Here is a 14255-nt window from a genome sequence, read left to right on the forward strand (position 1 = left end):
GGCCGGGTTACTCGGCGCCGGCGTTCGCGTCGGCGAGCGCGTTGACGCCACCGACGATCTCGCTGATTTCCTGGGTGATGCCGGCCTGGCGGGCCTGGTTGGCGATGCGGGTGTACTTCTTGATCAGCTCTTCGGCGTTGTCCGTGGCGGCCTTCATCGCCTTCTGGCGGGCGGCCAGCTCGGAGGCGGCCGCCTGCAGCAGGCAGAAGAAGATCCGGGACTGGACGTACTGCGGCAGCAGCCCGTCGAGCACCTCCTCGGCGGAGGGCTCGAACTCGTACAGCGGCAGCAGCTCGCTCTCCGCGGGGGGCTCAGTGCCCTCCACGACCTCGAGCGGGAGCAACCGCACCGCGGTCGGCTCCTGGTTGAGCATGGAGACGAAGCGCGTGTAGACGACGTGCACCTCGTCCACGTCACCCTCCTCGCCCTGCTCCTTGAGGAACGACTCGATGAGCGTGCCACCGATCTCGGCCGCCACGTCGTAGGACGGCTGGTCGGAGAACCCGGTCCACGCCTGCTCGATCGGACGCTGGCGGAACTTGAAGTACGCCTCGCCCTTCCGGCCGCAGATGTAGGTGTCGATCTCCTTGCCCTCCTCGCGGAGGCGCTCGGCGAGGCGCTCGGCCTCCTTGAGCACCGCGGAGGAGTAGGCGCCGGCCAGACCCCGGTCACTGGTCACGATGAGGACGGCGGCCCGCTTGGGGTTCTCCTCCTCCTTGGTCAGCGGGTGGTCGACGTCGGAGAACGTCGCCACCGCCGACACCGCACGTGTCAGCTCCCGGGCGTAGGGCGCGGCCGCCTGGGCCCGCTGCTGCGCCTTGATGATGCGCGAGGCAGCGATGAGCTCCATGGCGCGCGTGATCTTCTTCATCGACTCGGTCGACTTGATCCGCGCGCGGTACTCACGCAGCGATACGGCCATGTGGGATCAGCCCCGCTTCTGCTTGACGATCTGCTCCTGGCCGAGCTCGTCGTCCTCCATCGCCTCGGCCTCCTCGCGACCGGCCTTGATGCTGCCGCCCTCGGAGGTCTCGAACTGGTCGGTGAAGGAGTCGTAGGCCGCAGCCAGGGCGTCCTCGTCCTCGAACTTCGTCGTCTCGCGGATGCCGGCGAGGATGCCCTCGTGGCTCCGCTTGAGGAAGTCGATGAACTCGTGCTCGAAGCGGATGACGTCCTCGACGGGCACGCGGTCGAGGCGGCCGGTGGTGCCCAGCCACAGCGAGACCGTCATCTCCTCGAGCGGGTACGGCGAGTAGGCCGGCTGCTTGAGCAGCGCCATCAGGCGCTGACCACGGGCCAGCTGCTGGCGCGAGGCGGCGTCGAGGTCGGAGGCGAACATCGCGAAGGCCTCCATGGCGCGGAACTGCGCGAGGTCGACCTTGAGCGAACCGGTGACCTTCTTCATCGCCTTCGTCATGGCGGCACCGCCGACGCGCGAGACCGAGATGCCCACGTCGATGGCGGGACGCTGGTTGGACGCGAAGAGGTCCGACTGCAGGAAGATCTGGCCGTCGGTGATGGAGATGACGTTGGTCGGGATGAACGCCGAGACGTCGTTGGCCTTGGTCTCGATGATCGGCAGACCGGTCATCGAGCCCGCACCCAGGTCGTCGGAGAGCTTCGCGCAGCGCTCGAGCAGGCGGCTGTGCAGGTAGAAGACGTCACCGGGGTAGGCCTCGCGGCCCGGCGGGCGACGCAGCAGCAGCGACACGGCGCGGTAGGCCTCGGCCTGCTTGGTCAGGTCGTCGAAGACGATCAGGACGTGCTTGCCGTCGTACATCCACTGCTGGCCGATGGCCGAGCCGGTGTAGGGCGCGAGGTACTTGAAGCCGGCCGAGTCCGACGCGGGAGCCGCCACGATGGTGGTGTACTCCAGGGCGCCGGCCTCCTCGAGCGCGCCACGCACCGAGGCGATGGTCGAGCCCTTCTGGCCGATGGCGACGTAGATGCAGCGGACCTGCTTGGTCGGGTCGCCGGACTCCCAGTTCTGCTTCTGGTTGATGATCGTGTCGATGGCGATCGTGGTCTTGCCGGTCGCACGGTCGCCGATGATCAGCTGACGCTGGCCACGGCCGATCGGGGTCATCGCGTCGATGGCCTTGATGCCGGTGGCGAGCGGCTCGTGGACCGACTTGCGCTGGACCACGGTGGGCGCCTGCAGCTCAAGGGCGCGGCGGCCGGCGGACTCGATCTCGCCGAGGCCGTCGATGGGCTTGCCCAGCGGGTCCACGACGCGGCCCATGAAGCCGTCGCCGACGGGGACCGAGAGGATCTCGCCGGTGCGACGCACCGTCTGGCCCTCCTCGATCTTGTCGAAGTCACCGAGGATGACGACGCCGATCTCGCGGGTGTCGAGGTTCAGGGCCAGGCCCAGGGTGCCGTCCTCGAACTCCAGCAGCTCGTTGGCCATCGCCGAGGGCAGGCCGCTCACGCGGGCGATGCCGTCAGCGGCCTGGGCGACGGTGCCGACCTCCTCGCGGCTGGCCGCGTCGGGCTGGTAGTCGGCGACGTACTTCTGCAGCGCGTCGCGGATCTCGTCCGGACGGATGGAGAGCTCCGTCATTCTCGTGCCTTCTCTCTTGTGTGCTCGTGCCCGGTGCGGGCGGAAGTCTGGGTGGTCCTGGAGTGGGTGGGGTCAGCCGGCGAGCAGACGACGGGCGTCGTCGAGGCGGGCCGAGACGGTCCCGTCGATGACGTCGTCGCCGATCTCCACGCGGATGCCGCCGAGGACGTCCGGGTCGACGATGGTGTTCAGGTGCACCGGCCGGCCGTACTGGCGCGACAGGGTGTCGGCGAGACGCTGCCGCTCGGCGTCGCTGAGGGCACGGGCCACGCGGACGGTGGCGACGTTCTCCCCGGCGACCGAGGCCGCGACCTTCTGGTACTCGTTCAGCGCCACCCCGACGGTGCGGTAGGTGCCGTGGAGGGCCTGCTTGACCAGCGACACCGTCGAGGCCAACGCCTTGCCCGCGAGCAGGTCGTCGACCAGTCGTGACTTGTCGGCCACCGAGCGACCCGGGTCGGACAGACCATCGCGCAGGGCGGGGTTGTCCTTGACGGTCTGGGCGACGGCGAACAGCTCGTCGGCCAGACGGTGGGAGTCGGAGGCCGCCGAGCGGACGGTGGCCACCACGCTGAGGTGCTCGAGGGCGTCGGCGAGGTCGCGCGTGGCGGTCCACCTGCGACCCACGGCCGAGCGCACGAGCGCCAGGCTGGCGTCGTCGATCTTGCCGCCCAGCACCTCGGCCACGAGGCCACCCTTCGCCTCGACCGGGATCGAGGCGTCGGTGGCGAAGCGGCGGAAGGCGCCCTCCGCCCGGAGGGTCGAGGCGACCTGGAAGAGGTCGCCCGCGACCCGCAGGGCGGACTCCGGCGAGCCGGAGACCGCGGTCTCCAGCTCACCGGTGAGCGTCGCGACGGCGTCTGCCGATGCTCCGCGGAAGTCCGAGGTCATGTCAGTTGACCCCCGGCGTCCCGGACTCGAGGTCGGCGAGGAAGCGCTCGACGACCCGGCTCTGGCGAGCCTCGTCGTCCAGGCTCTCCCCGACGATCCGTCCCGCCAGACCCGTGGCGAGGGCGCCGACCTCGGCACGCAGGGAGGTGACCGCCTGCTGGCGCTCGGCCTCGATCTGCGTCTTGCCGTGCTCGACGATGCGAGCCGACTCCTCCTGCGCCTGCTGGCGCATCTCGGCGATGATCGCCGCACCCTGCTCGCGCGCCTCCTCACGGATGCGCGCGGCCTCGTGCCGGGCCTCGGAGAGCTGCGACTCGAGCTCGGCGAGCTTCGCGTCGGCCTCCGCCTGCTTGGTCTCGGCCTGGGCGATGCCGCCCTCGATGGCGGCGGTGCGCTCGGCGTAGGCCTTCTCGAAGTTCGGCACGACGAACTTCCAGATGAGCACCAGGAGGATCAGGAACCACGCGGCTCCCAGGATGATCTCCGACAGGTGCGGGACCAGCGGGTTCAGCTCCTCCGCGGCACGGATGGAGTCAGTCATGTGTCACCTCGTTGAGGTCGGTCCGGTCGAGCGAGAAGGTCAGGAGATCGCGAACGCGAGCGCGATACCGATGATGGCCAGCGCCTCGGCGAGCGCGAAGCCGAGGATCGCGATCGACTGCAGGCGACCCTGCGCCTCGGGCTGACGCGCGACGCCGTTGATGTAGGCGGCGAAGATCAGACCCACGGCGATGGCCGGGCCGATGGTGGCGACGCCGTAGCCGAGCATGTTCAGAGAGCCGGTCACAGCTTTCCTTTCGTCGTGACGCATGGGTGCGTCGATGGGACTCGTAGGGGTGGTGCTGACGATATGAAGTTGTGGGGTTCGGTGGGGAGTCGAGCGGGTGGGACCCGGCTCAGTGCTCCTCGGAGACCGCTCCGGCGACGTACATCGCGGTGAGCAGCGTGAAGACGTAGGCCTGGAGGAACATCACCAGCAGCTCCAGGGCGCTGACCAGGAAGAACATCACGATCGCGCCGACCCCGCCGAGGAGGTTCAGGGCCGTGACGTCGGCCTCGAAGAGGAGGTACTCCCCGCCGAGGGCGAACAGGATCAGCAGCAGGTGGCCGGCGAACATGTTCGCGAAGAGTCGCAGCGCCAGCGTCACGGGCCGCACGACGATGTTGGACAGGATCTCCAGCGGGACGATCAGCAGCAGCATCGCGCCGCCGACGCCGGCGGGGACCGCCACGTGCTTGAGGTAGCCCAGGGCGCCGTGCTTCCAGATCCCGACGCCGTTGTAGAGCAGCCAGGACAGCACGGCGAGCCCGTAGGCGTAGCCGGAGTGGCTGAACGTCGGGAACTGCACCAGCGGGATCATCCCGAAGTAGTTGTTCACCAGGACGAACAGGAAGAGGGAGAAGAGGTACGGCACGAACTTCATGAAGTGCTCGGACCCGATGGACTCGCGCGCCACGGAGTTGCGCACGCCCGAGTAGACGAACTCACCCGCGAACTGCAGGCGGCCGGGGACCACCTCCGCGCGACGCGACATCGCGTAGAAGAGACCGAAGATGAGCAGCACAGACAGGCTGATCATCACCATCGGCTTGGTCACCTCGGCGAAGATGGGCGGCAGATCGAAGTCAGCCGGCCCGGGGGGCGTGAACCCGCCTTCAGCCTTGATCACCGCGAGGGTGCCAGCGTTCAACGCCCTGTCTCCTTCGTGTCCGTCGTCGTGCGCACCGGCAGGCCGGCCGCGGAGTGCAACTGCGGGGTCCCGGCCGTCACGGCCGGTCCTGGGTCTGGGTCGTGCTGTCCTGAGCGGTGCCAGCCGGGCTGCCACCGAAGCGCTTGATCACCGTGTAGAACCCGAGCACGGCCCCGAGCACGAGCCCCAGCGGCAGCAGGAACCCGGTCTCCAACCAGCGATCGGCCAGCCAGCCGGCCCCGCCGTACAGCAGGACGCCCGCTCCCAGGGAGCCGAACGCCTGCCAGGGGTCCGGCGACGGCTCGACCGTGCGGTCGGGGGACGTGTCGTGCGGCGCCATGGCGATCCGGACGATAGCAGCCGCTGCTCATGCCGACCCAGTCCGGTCCATCGCGGTCCCCGAACCGCTCTCCGCGCCGGACTCGGGCAGCTCGTAGACGGGGATCCGCACCTTCATCGCCGCGACCACCTGGCCGACCATCCAGGCCAGGAGGACGGCGCCGAGACCGGCGAAGAGCCAGCGACGCTGCGCCGCCGGGGCAAAGAAGGGAGCGGCGCTGGCGCTGACCAGGAACGCCGTGAGCACGGCGAGCTGGAGGCCGTAGGTCATCATCGCCACGAGCAGCGAGGCCGACGGCATCGCTCCGGCGACCAGGTCGACGGTGGTCGACCCGAACAGCAGCACGATCGCGACGACACCGGCGCCCGCCGCAACCGCCAGGGCGGCGTCGGCCCCCTCCGCGAGACCCGCGATCGCGACGACCAGTGAGGCCGGCACGAGAGCCGCGATCGCCACGGCGCCGTGGATCACCACGGGGCTGGGGCGACGCTGCGACGGGGTCGTCATGGGGGCGGCCTTGTCGTTGTCGGGGAGGGGGTCTGCCGGAACCCGGCGAGCGGGCCCGGAGGGGACCCCCGAACGCTCGTGAAAACTATCACAAGCGCCCCTGAGGGCTGGCAAGTGGATCGTTCAAGCCTCGACGCCCGGGCGGTGCAGCCTCGGCAGCAGGAAGGTGAACGCGACCGTCAGCAGCGTCCCCGCGACGACCCCGCCGACCACGACCGGCCCGGAGTAGAGGCTGACGAGGACGGTGCCGAAGGCCACCAGGCCGGCCCAGAGCCACATGATGAAGACGGCGCGACGCTGGGAGTGCCCGATCTCGAGCAGACGGTGGTGCAGGTGCTGCTTGTCCGGGGCGAACGGCGAGCGACCGGCCCTGGTCCGGCGCACGACGGCGAGCACCAGGTCGAGGAGCGGCACCACCAAGATGGCGACCGGGAGCAGGATCGGCAGGAGCAGCACCAGGCTGGCGTCGCCGCCGGAGCCGCTCCCCTGGGACAGGTCCACCTCGTTGAACTGGCCGGTCAGGGTCACGGCGCCGGCCGACAGCACGAGCCCGATGAGCATCGAACCCGAGTCGCCCATGAACAGTCGGGCGGGGTTGATGTTGTGCGGGAGGAAGCCCGCGCACGCCCCGGCGAGCGCGACCGTCAGCAGGGCTGCGGTCGTCGCCCGCGAGGTGTCGTTGATCGAGGTCAGCTGGTAGCAGTAGAGGAAGAAGGCCAGGGCGCCGATGCCGACCACGCCCGCCGCGAGCCCGTCGAGCCCGTCGACGAAGTTGACCGCGTTGACAGTCGCGATGACCAGGAACCCCGTGAGCAGCGCGCCCTGGGCCGCGTCCAGGGAGAAGACCTCTCCCCCGGGGACGGTGAAGAAGTAGAACTGGACCCCGAACGCGACCAGGAACCCCGCGGCCAGCAGCTGGCCGCCCAGCTTGGTGAGCGCGTCGAGCTCGAAGAGGTCGTCGAGGACCCCCACGGCGCAGATCAGCGCCCCGGCGCCGATGACCACACCGGCGTCGCGGAAGACGAACTCCCCCGCTCCGGTGGACAGGAACGGCAGCTCGCGCGCCACGAGGTAGGCCGCGACCAGCCCGCCGAGCATCGCCAGGCCGCCGAGGTAAGGGATCGGCTCGTCGTGGACGTCGCGGTCGCGGACGCGGGCCACGGCCCCCGTCCGCAACGCGATCTCGCGGGCGACCACGGTCAGCAGGTAGCTGACCGCCATCGCGACGAGGAAGACGACGACGTACTCGCGCACCCGCCTCAGGCCCCGCTGTGCTCGTCGTCCGGGTCCTCCGGCTCGTCGGGACCCTCCAGCACCAGCGTGGCCCCGAGCGGTTCGAGGACCTCGTTGAGCTGCTCGAGGGACAGCGCGCCCAGGCGGAGCACGCGCCCTTGGCCGCCGGTCACGTCGACGATGGTGGACGCCTCGCCCCCCGGCGACTCGCCGTCGTCGACGATGACGTCGACGACCTCGCCGAGCACGTCCTCGGCCTGGTCGGCGTCGGTCGCGGCCGGCATCCCGGTCCGGTTGGCCGAGGACACCGCGAGCGGACCGGTGCGCTCGAGCACCTCGCGCGCCAGCGCGTGGTCGGGCATCCGCACGGCGACGGTGCCCCTCGTCTCGCCGAGGTCCCACTGCAGGGAGGTCTGCTGGTGGCAGACGAGGGTGAGCGGACCGGGCCAGAACTCCTCGACCAACGCTCGGGCGTAGCCGGGCACCCGGACGGCGAGCGCGTCCAGCGTCGTGGCCGCCGAGACCAGGACCGGCGGGGGCATCTCGCGCCCCCGCCCCTTGGCGGCGAGCAGCGCTCGGACCGCCGCCGGGTCGAAGGCGTCGGCGGCGATGCCGTAGACGGTGTCGGTCGGGATGACGGCCAGTCCGCCGCGCTGCAGGGCCAGGGCGGCCGCCTCGATGGCGCTCTCGCGATCCTCGTCCCCGTCGGTGCCGTAGCGCTCCATGGGGGTCATCGTGCCAGTCGAGCCGTCGCGAACCGCGCACGCCCGGCCAGGTCGACGTGGTCGCGCACGTCGGTCCACCGTCCGGTCGCCGCCAGCACCGAGGGGACGCTCTCGCCCTGCACGTCGGCGTGCTCGACTCCCAGGACGCCGCCGGGGCGGAGCAGCTCGGCCGCGCGGCGGGCCAGGATCCGGATCGCGTCCAGCCCGTCGTCGCCGGAGAAGAGGGCGAGGTGCGGGTCGTGGTCGCGTGCCTCGACCGTCACGGACTCCCACGCCTCGAGGGGGACGTACGGCGGGTTGCAGACCACCACGTCCACCGCCCCGAGGAGGTCGTCAAGCTCCTCGAACGCGTCACCGAGCCGCAGGTCCACCCCGGTCCCGGCGAGGTTCCGCTCGGCGTAGGCGTGCGCCTGCGGGCTCAGCTCCACCGCGTGCACACGCGCGTGCGGCACCTCGTCGGCCAGCGCCGCCGCGATCGCCCCGGAGCCCGTGCACAGGTCCACCACCACCGGCGAGGCGAGTGCTTGAGCCCGCTCCACCGCCCACCCGGCCAGCAGCTCGGTCTCGGGACGAGGCACGAAGACCCCCGGCCCGACCGCCAGCTCGACGTGTCGGAAGGCCGCGGTGCCGGTGAGGTGCTGCAGGGGCTCGCGGGCGGCGCGACGGGTCACCAGTCCGGCGTACGTCCTGGCCTGCTCCTCCCCCACCTCCTCGACCATCACGAGCGCGGCGCGCGAGGTGCCGAGGACGTGCGCGAGCAGGGTGGCAGCGTCGGGTCCGGGGCTAGCGACACCGGCCGCCTCGAGCGTGCGTGCGGCGTCGGCGAGCAGGGCCCGTCGGAGGGCCACCCTCACTCCTCGAGCGCGGCGAGGCGCGCGGCCATGTCGGCGTCGACGCAGGATGCCAGCACCGGCTCGAGCGCCCCGTCGAGGACCTGGTCGAGGTTGTAGGACTTGTAGCCCGTGCGGTGGTCGGAGATGCGGTTCTCCGGGTAGTTGTAGGTGCGGATGCGCTCGGAGCGGTCGACCGTGCGGACCTGGCTGCGACGGGCCTCCCCCGCCGCGGCGTCGGCCTCCTCCTGCGCCACCGCGAGGAAGCGGGCCCGCAGGATGCGCAGCGCCTGCTCCTTGTTCTGCAGCTGGGACTTCTCGTTCTGGCAGGACACCACGATCCCCGACGGGACGTGGGTGATGCGCACGGCCGAGTCGGTGGTGTTGACGCTCTGGCCGCCGGGGCCGCTGGAGCGGAAGACGTCGATGCGCAGGTCGTTCTCGTCGATGCTCACGTCGACCTGCTCGGCCTCCGGGAGGACCAGGACGCCGGCGGCGCTGGTGTGCACCCGGCCCTGCGACTCGGTGACGGGCACGCGTTGCACGCGGTGCACTCCGCCCTCGAACTTCAGCAGCGCGTACGGCGCCTCGCCGGGCGCCGGTGTGCCCTTGGCCTTCACCGCGACGGTCACGGACTTGTAGCCGCCCAGGTCGGACTCGGTCGCCTCCAGCACCTCGACGGTCCAGCCGCGCTGCTCGGCGTAGCGGGTGTACATCCGCAGCAGGTCGCCGGCGAAGAGGGCCGACTCCTCCCCGCCCTCGCCGGACTTGACCTCGAGCAGGGCGTCCTTGTCGTCGGCCGGGTCGCGGGGCACCAGGAGCCGGCGCAGCCGCTCCTCGGTCACCACCCGTCGCTCGGCCAGCTCCTCGGCCTCCTCGGCGAAGGCGGGATCCTCACCGGCCAGCTCGCGCGCCGCCTCGAGGTCCTCACCCAGGCCCTGCCACTCCCGCCAGGTGTCGACGATGGCCGACAGCGCGGCGTAGCGCTGGTTGAGCCGCTTGGCCAGCCGCGCGTCGGCGTGGGTCTCGGGACGGGCGAGCTGCTGCTCGAGGTCGCCGTGCTCGGCGAGCATCCCCTCGACGGCCTCGAACACGGGCGGGCTCCTCGGTGCTGGACGGGAAGATCGGGTGGGGACAGCACGAGCGCCGGCCCACCCCTCCTGGGGTGGACCGGCGCTCGGTGACAGCTACTTCTTGGCAGCCTTGGCGTAGCGGGCCTCGAAGCGGGCGACGCGGCCGCCGGTGTCGAGGATCTTCTGCTTGCCGGTGTAGAACGGGTGGCACTGCGAGCACACGTCGGCGCGGATGGTGCCGGAGGTCGCGGTGCTGCGGGTGGTGAACGTGCTGCCGCAGGTGCAGGTCACCTGGGTCTCGACGTACTCCGGGTGGATGTCCTTCTTCATGGGTGTTCCTCTCGTCGATGGACCCGGGTCGCCGTCGGAGGCGGCAGCGTGAACCGGGGCCGAGCCAGGACATTGTGCCCAACAGCGGCTGCCCGGTGCTAATTCCGGGGGTGCTCGCCCACGCTCGCCTCCACCGGCTCCTGCTCGCCCCGGTCGTCGTCCGGGTCGTCGTCCCGGTCATCGGCCTGCTCGTCGGCCGGCTCGTCGGCCGGCTGCTCGGGCTGCCAGGCGGGGCGACCGCTCGGCTCCAGGGCGTCCGGGTCCCCCAGCAGCGGGAGCCGCACCGAGACCGTGGTGCCCCGGCCCTCCTCGGAGTCGATGCGCATCTCACCCGCGTGCTTGTCGACGATCGTCTGCACGATGCGCAGGCCCAGCCCGGTGCCCGCGATCTCGTTCGTCACGGCGTTGGACGCCCGGAAGAAGCGCGTCCCCAGACGCTCCACCTCCGAGGCGGGGATGCCGATGCCGTGGTCGCGCACCCGGACCACGACATGGCGTGCGGCGGCGACGATGTCCACCTCGACCTTGCCCCCGTCGAGGCTGAACTTCACCGCGTTGGACAAGATGTTGAGCATCGCCCGCCCCAGCATGGCGCGGTCGGCGAGCACCGGGACCCGGTCCTCGGGCATCGTGAAGTCCACGCTGATGCCCCGACCCGCGGCCGTGATGCGCACGTCCGTGACGGCGTCGCGGACCAGCGGCGCCAGGTCGGCGGCCTCGAGCTCGGTGTGCCGGGTCTCGGCCTTGGAGAGCGTGAGCAGGTCGTCGATGAGGGCCTTGAGCCGCGCGACGTTGCGCCGGCTGGCCTCGAGGATGCGCTCGTGGCGGGGCGACATCACCCCGTCGAACTCCTCGGCCACGACCTCGAGGTAGCCGCTGATCGTCGTCAGGGGCGTGCGGAGCTCGTGGGAGACGTTGGAGACGAAGTCGTCCTTGGCGGTGTCGAGGGTGCGCAACGACGCCTGGATCTTGGCCTCGACGGCCAGCGACCGTGCCTGGGCGTCGGCCAGCGCGTTGAGCGACTCGATGACCGAGCGCAGCTCCTTCGGCCCGTCCGGGCGGGCACGCAGGGTGGGGTCCTTGACCATCAGGTGCACGACGCGCTCGAGCTCCACCAGCGGCTCGGAGACCTGGCTGAGCAGCCGGGACCGGGAGCGGGAGACCACCAGCCACGCGATCAGCGCCAGCAGCGCCACCGCGGCGATGGTGCCCCGCAGGCGCCATGCCGCGTCGGTGCTCGCCTGACGCACCCGGTCGCCGAACGCCGCTGCGGTGGCCTGGTTCGCCTGCAGCACGTCGCCGAAGAGCCGCTGACCGACGCGGTAGCGGCGGGCCTGGAAGGTCTCGGGCCCGCCGGGGGCCTCCACCCGCGGCTGGGCGTACTGCTCGATCCACGCGTCGATGGCGTTCTCCTGCTGGGTCACCAGCAGGGTCAGGGCCGAGTCGCCCTCGGCGAAGGCGCGGACCTGTCGCTGGTCCCCGGGCAGCCGGGCCAGCAGCTGGTCGTACTCGTCGATCGCCGCAGGATCGGCGCTGCGGGCCCAGTTGGCGACCGCGCCCTCGAGCGCGGTGACGTCCAGGAGCACGTCCTGGTTGGCGGCGGCCGCGGGCTGCAGGTCCTCGGTGAGGGAGTTGACCGCGCGCGTGGAGAGCAGCACCCCGACGAAGGCCACGACGGCCATCAGCACCACCAGCACCGTCAGCCGGTGCAGCGCAGGCGTCACCGTGCGCGCGACCGTGCGGCCCCCCAGCCCCGACTCCATGACGTCAGTCCCGGATCAGCCCGACCGTGAGAGCAGCGCCTCCACCCGTGAGGCCAGCTCGCGGGGGCTGAAGGGCTTGGTGATGTAGTCGTCCGCGCCGGAGTCGAAGCCGGTCTCCACGTCCGACTCCTGGGCGCGTGCGGTCAGCAGGATGACGGGGAGGTCGGCCAGGGCCGGGTCGGCGCGGATCGCGCGGATCGCGTCGAGGCCCGACACGCCCGGCATCATCACGTCCAGGACCGCGAGGTCGGGCCGGCTCGCCTGGCACGCCTCGACGGCCGCAGCGCCGTCGCCGACCGCCGTGATCTCGTGACCCATGGTCGAGAGCTTGAACTCGACGAGCTCACGGATGTCGACGTCGTCGTCGGCTACCAGGATCCGCGCCACTGCTCACCCTCTCGTTACCGGGCCGGCCGGCCCGCGGTCGAGATGAAGCGTAGCCCCCACGCAGCCCACCGGAGGCGGCTATCGACCAACCGGCGACACACCACCGGCGGCCTGCACCTGGCGGAGCAGCTCGTAGTTGGTCTGGGTGGCCTGGACGCGGTCCAGCAGCAGCTCCAGCGCCTGCTGCGGATCGGCCTCGGCGAGCCCGCGCCGCATCGTCTCGACGACCGCGAGCTCCTCCGCCGACAGCAGCAGGTCGACCCGGCGGGTGCCGCTCGCGACCACGTCCACCGCGGGGAAGACCCGGCGGGCCGCCAGGTCGCCGCGCAGGCGCAGCTCGTGGTTGCCGGTCCCGCGGAACTCCTCGAGGATGCGCTGGTCGGTCGCCGAGGCGGAGTCGGACTCCGCCGTCGCCAGGATGGTCAGGGAGCCGCCGTTCTCGATGTTGCGGGCCGCGCCGAAGAGCTTCTTGGCCGGGTGCAGCGACTGCGGGTCCAGACCACCCTCGAGCGCACGCCCGCTGGCCGGGGCCGCGAGGTCGTAGGCCCGGGTGAGCCGGGTGATCCCGTCGAGCAGCACCACCACGTCGTGGCCGAGCTCGACCAGGCGCTTGGCCCGCTCCACGGCCAGCTCGGCGGCCGAGGTGTGGTCGGTCGGCTGCCGGTCGAAGGTCGAGGCGATGACCTCGCCCTTCACCGTGCGCTCGACGTCGGTGACCTCCTCGGGCCGCTCGTCGAGCAGCACCACCATGAGGTGGCACTCGGGGTTGTTGGCGGTGATCGAGGCCGCGAGCGCCTGCAGCAGGGTGGTGCGACCCGAGCCCGGGGGCGCGACGATCATGCCGCGCTGGCCCTTGCCGACCGGCGCGAGCAGGTCGACCACCCGGCCCACGACGTCGGTCGGGCCGGTCTCCAGACGCAGCCGCTCGGAGGGGTAGAGCGGGGTCAGCCGCGTGAAGTCGGGGCGGTGCCGCGAGGCGTCGGGCTCCTGCCCGTTGACGCTCTCGATCTTCACCATCGGGTTGAACTTCTCCTTGCGCTCGCCCTCGCGGGGCTGGCGCACCTGCCCGGTGACGGCGTCACCACGACGCAGGCCGTACTTGCGGACCATGGTCAGCGAGACGTAGACGTCGTCGGTGCCGGCGAGGTAGCCGCTGGTGCGGACGAAGGCGTAGTTGTCGAGCACGTCGAGGATGCCGGCGGCGGGGACCAGCACGTCGTCCTCGAGGATCGTGGTGTCGACGTCGCCGCGACGGCTGCGGTCCCGCTCGCGCCCGCGCCGACGGCGACTGCGGCGCCCGCCCTCGTCGTCGTCACCCTCGGGCTGGTTGTTCTGGTTGCCCTGCTGGCTGCCCTGGTTGCCCTGGTCCTTCTGGTTGTTCTGGTTGCCGCCCTGGCCGGACTTGCCCTGCTGGTTGCCGGCCTGGTTGCCGGCCTGGTTGCCGGACTGGTTGCCGGACTGCTGGGGCTTCTGCTGTCCGCGGCCCTGCCCCTTCGCCTGCTTGGGCTGGTCCTGCTTGGGCTGGTCCTGCTTGGGCTGGTCCTGCTTCGGCTGGTCCTGCTTGGGCTGGTCCTGCTTCGGCTGGCCACCGGACTGGGCCGCCTTGATGGCCTCCACGAGCTGGGCCTTCTTCATCGACCCGGCACCGGCGACACCGAGGCCGGCGGCCATCGCCTTCAGGTCGGCGATGAGCATGGAGTTGAGCCCGCCCGACCGCTTCTTCGCAGCAGGAGCGGCGTCCTGGGGAGCGGCGGGGTCGGAGGTGGCAGCAGCGGCCTGGGGCTGGTCGGTCACGTGAGTCCTTCCCACGTCGGCGTGCGCAGAGGGGCACGGACGTGCGACATCCGCCCGAGAGGCGGGAAAAGGCGAGGAACGGTGCCCGCTGGAGCGGGACTGCCGCGCGACGGTGACGGCGTGCGGCC

General features: G+C 71.4%; 16 protein-coding genes. All 16 read right to left on the reverse strand.

Annotated elements, in window-relative coordinates:
* Positions 1 to 7: 7 nt before the first annotated feature.
* The gene (locus tag A6R01_RS00845) at positions 8 to 922 is read right to left on the reverse strand and encodes a F0F1 ATP synthase subunit gamma (RefSeq protein WP_292602475.1); all 915 of its coding nucleotides are present in this window, start codon (positions 920 to 922) and stop codon (positions 8 to 10) included.
* A gap of 6 nt (positions 923 to 928) precedes the next feature.
* Positions 929 to 2563 carry a F0F1 ATP synthase subunit alpha gene (gene atpA, locus A6R01_RS00850; RefSeq protein ID WP_292602478.1) on the reverse strand — a complete coding sequence of 545 codons (1635 nt, stop codon included), beginning with the start codon at positions 2561 to 2563 and terminating at the stop codon, positions 929 to 931.
* A 72-nt stretch (positions 2564 to 2635) separates the two neighbouring features.
* Positions 2636 to 3454, reverse strand: a complete 819-nt coding sequence (locus A6R01_RS00855; protein ID WP_292602481.1) for a F0F1 ATP synthase subunit delta — start codon at positions 3452 to 3454, stop codon at positions 2636 to 2638.
* 1 nt (position 3455) lies between these two features.
* The gene (locus tag A6R01_RS00860) at positions 3456 to 3983 is read right to left on the reverse strand and encodes a F0F1 ATP synthase subunit B (RefSeq protein WP_292602602.1); all 528 of its coding nucleotides are present in this window, start codon (positions 3981 to 3983) and stop codon (positions 3456 to 3458) included.
* Between the two features lie 51 nt (positions 3984 to 4034).
* Entirely contained in the window at positions 4035 to 4241 is a 207-nt protein-coding gene (locus A6R01_RS00865; protein WP_292602484.1) for a F0F1 ATP synthase subunit C, read from the reverse strand.
* Between the two features lie 109 nt (positions 4242 to 4350).
* Positions 4351 to 5145 (reverse strand): F0F1 ATP synthase subunit A, encoded by a 795-nt coding sequence (gene atpB, locus A6R01_RS00870; protein ID WP_292602487.1) that lies wholly within the window; start codon positions 5143 to 5145, stop codon positions 4351 to 4353.
* A gap of 76 nt (positions 5146 to 5221) precedes the next feature.
* The gene (locus tag A6R01_RS00875) at positions 5222 to 5485 is read right to left on the reverse strand and encodes an AtpZ/AtpI family protein (protein WP_292602490.1); all 264 of its coding nucleotides are present in this window, start codon (positions 5483 to 5485) and stop codon (positions 5222 to 5224) included.
* 27 nt (positions 5486 to 5512) lie between these two features.
* Positions 5513 to 5992: a hypothetical protein gene (locus A6R01_RS00880; protein ID WP_292602493.1), complete on the reverse strand. Its 480-nt coding sequence runs from the start codon at positions 5990 to 5992 to the stop codon at positions 5513 to 5515.
* Between the two features lie 123 nt (positions 5993 to 6115).
* Positions 6116 to 7246 (reverse strand): glycosyltransferase family 4 protein, encoded by a 1131-nt coding sequence (locus A6R01_RS00885; protein WP_292602496.1) that lies wholly within the window; start codon positions 7244 to 7246, stop codon positions 6116 to 6118.
* Positions 7247 to 7251: 5 nt separating this feature from the next.
* Complete coding sequence (locus A6R01_RS00890) at positions 7252 to 7959, reverse strand: L-threonylcarbamoyladenylate synthase (protein WP_292602499.1); 708 nt, start codon at positions 7957 to 7959, stop codon at positions 7252 to 7254.
* On the reverse strand, positions 7956 to 8798 hold the full coding sequence (gene prmC / locus A6R01_RS00895) for a peptide chain release factor N(5)-glutamine methyltransferase (RefSeq protein ID WP_292602502.1): 843 nt from the start codon (positions 8796 to 8798) through the stop codon (positions 7956 to 7958). The genes A6R01_RS00890 and prmC overlap by 4 nt, the downstream gene beginning before the upstream one ends.
* A gap of 2 nt (positions 8799 to 8800) precedes the next feature.
* Positions 8801 to 9874 carry a peptide chain release factor 1 gene (gene prfA, locus A6R01_RS00900; RefSeq protein ID WP_292602505.1) on the reverse strand — a complete coding sequence of 358 codons (1074 nt, stop codon included), beginning with the start codon at positions 9872 to 9874 and terminating at the stop codon, positions 8801 to 8803.
* A gap of 93 nt (positions 9875 to 9967) precedes the next feature.
* Complete coding sequence (rpmE, locus tag A6R01_RS00905) at positions 9968 to 10183, reverse strand: 50S ribosomal protein L31 (RefSeq protein WP_179530560.1); 216 nt, start codon at positions 10181 to 10183, stop codon at positions 9968 to 9970.
* Positions 10184 to 10281: 98 nt separating this feature from the next.
* The gene (locus A6R01_RS00910) at positions 10282 to 11946 is read right to left on the reverse strand and encodes a HAMP domain-containing sensor histidine kinase (protein WP_292602508.1); all 1665 of its coding nucleotides are present in this window, start codon (positions 11944 to 11946) and stop codon (positions 10282 to 10284) included.
* Between the two features lie 15 nt (positions 11947 to 11961).
* Positions 11962 to 12333: a response regulator gene (locus A6R01_RS00915; RefSeq protein WP_179530558.1), complete on the reverse strand. Its 372-nt coding sequence runs from the start codon at positions 12331 to 12333 to the stop codon at positions 11962 to 11964.
* A gap of 78 nt (positions 12334 to 12411) precedes the next feature.
* Positions 12412 to 14028: a transcription termination factor Rho gene (gene rho / locus A6R01_RS00920; RefSeq protein ID WP_292602605.1), complete on the reverse strand. Its 1617-nt coding sequence runs from the start codon at positions 14026 to 14028 to the stop codon at positions 12412 to 12414.
* Positions 14029 to 14255: the final 227 nt, after the last annotated feature.

Source organism: Nocardioides sp. REDSEA-S30_B4 (assembly GCF_001627265.1).
In the GTDB taxonomy this organism is placed as follows: Bacteria; Actinomycetota; Actinomycetes; order Propionibacteriales; family Nocardioidaceae; genus Nocardioides.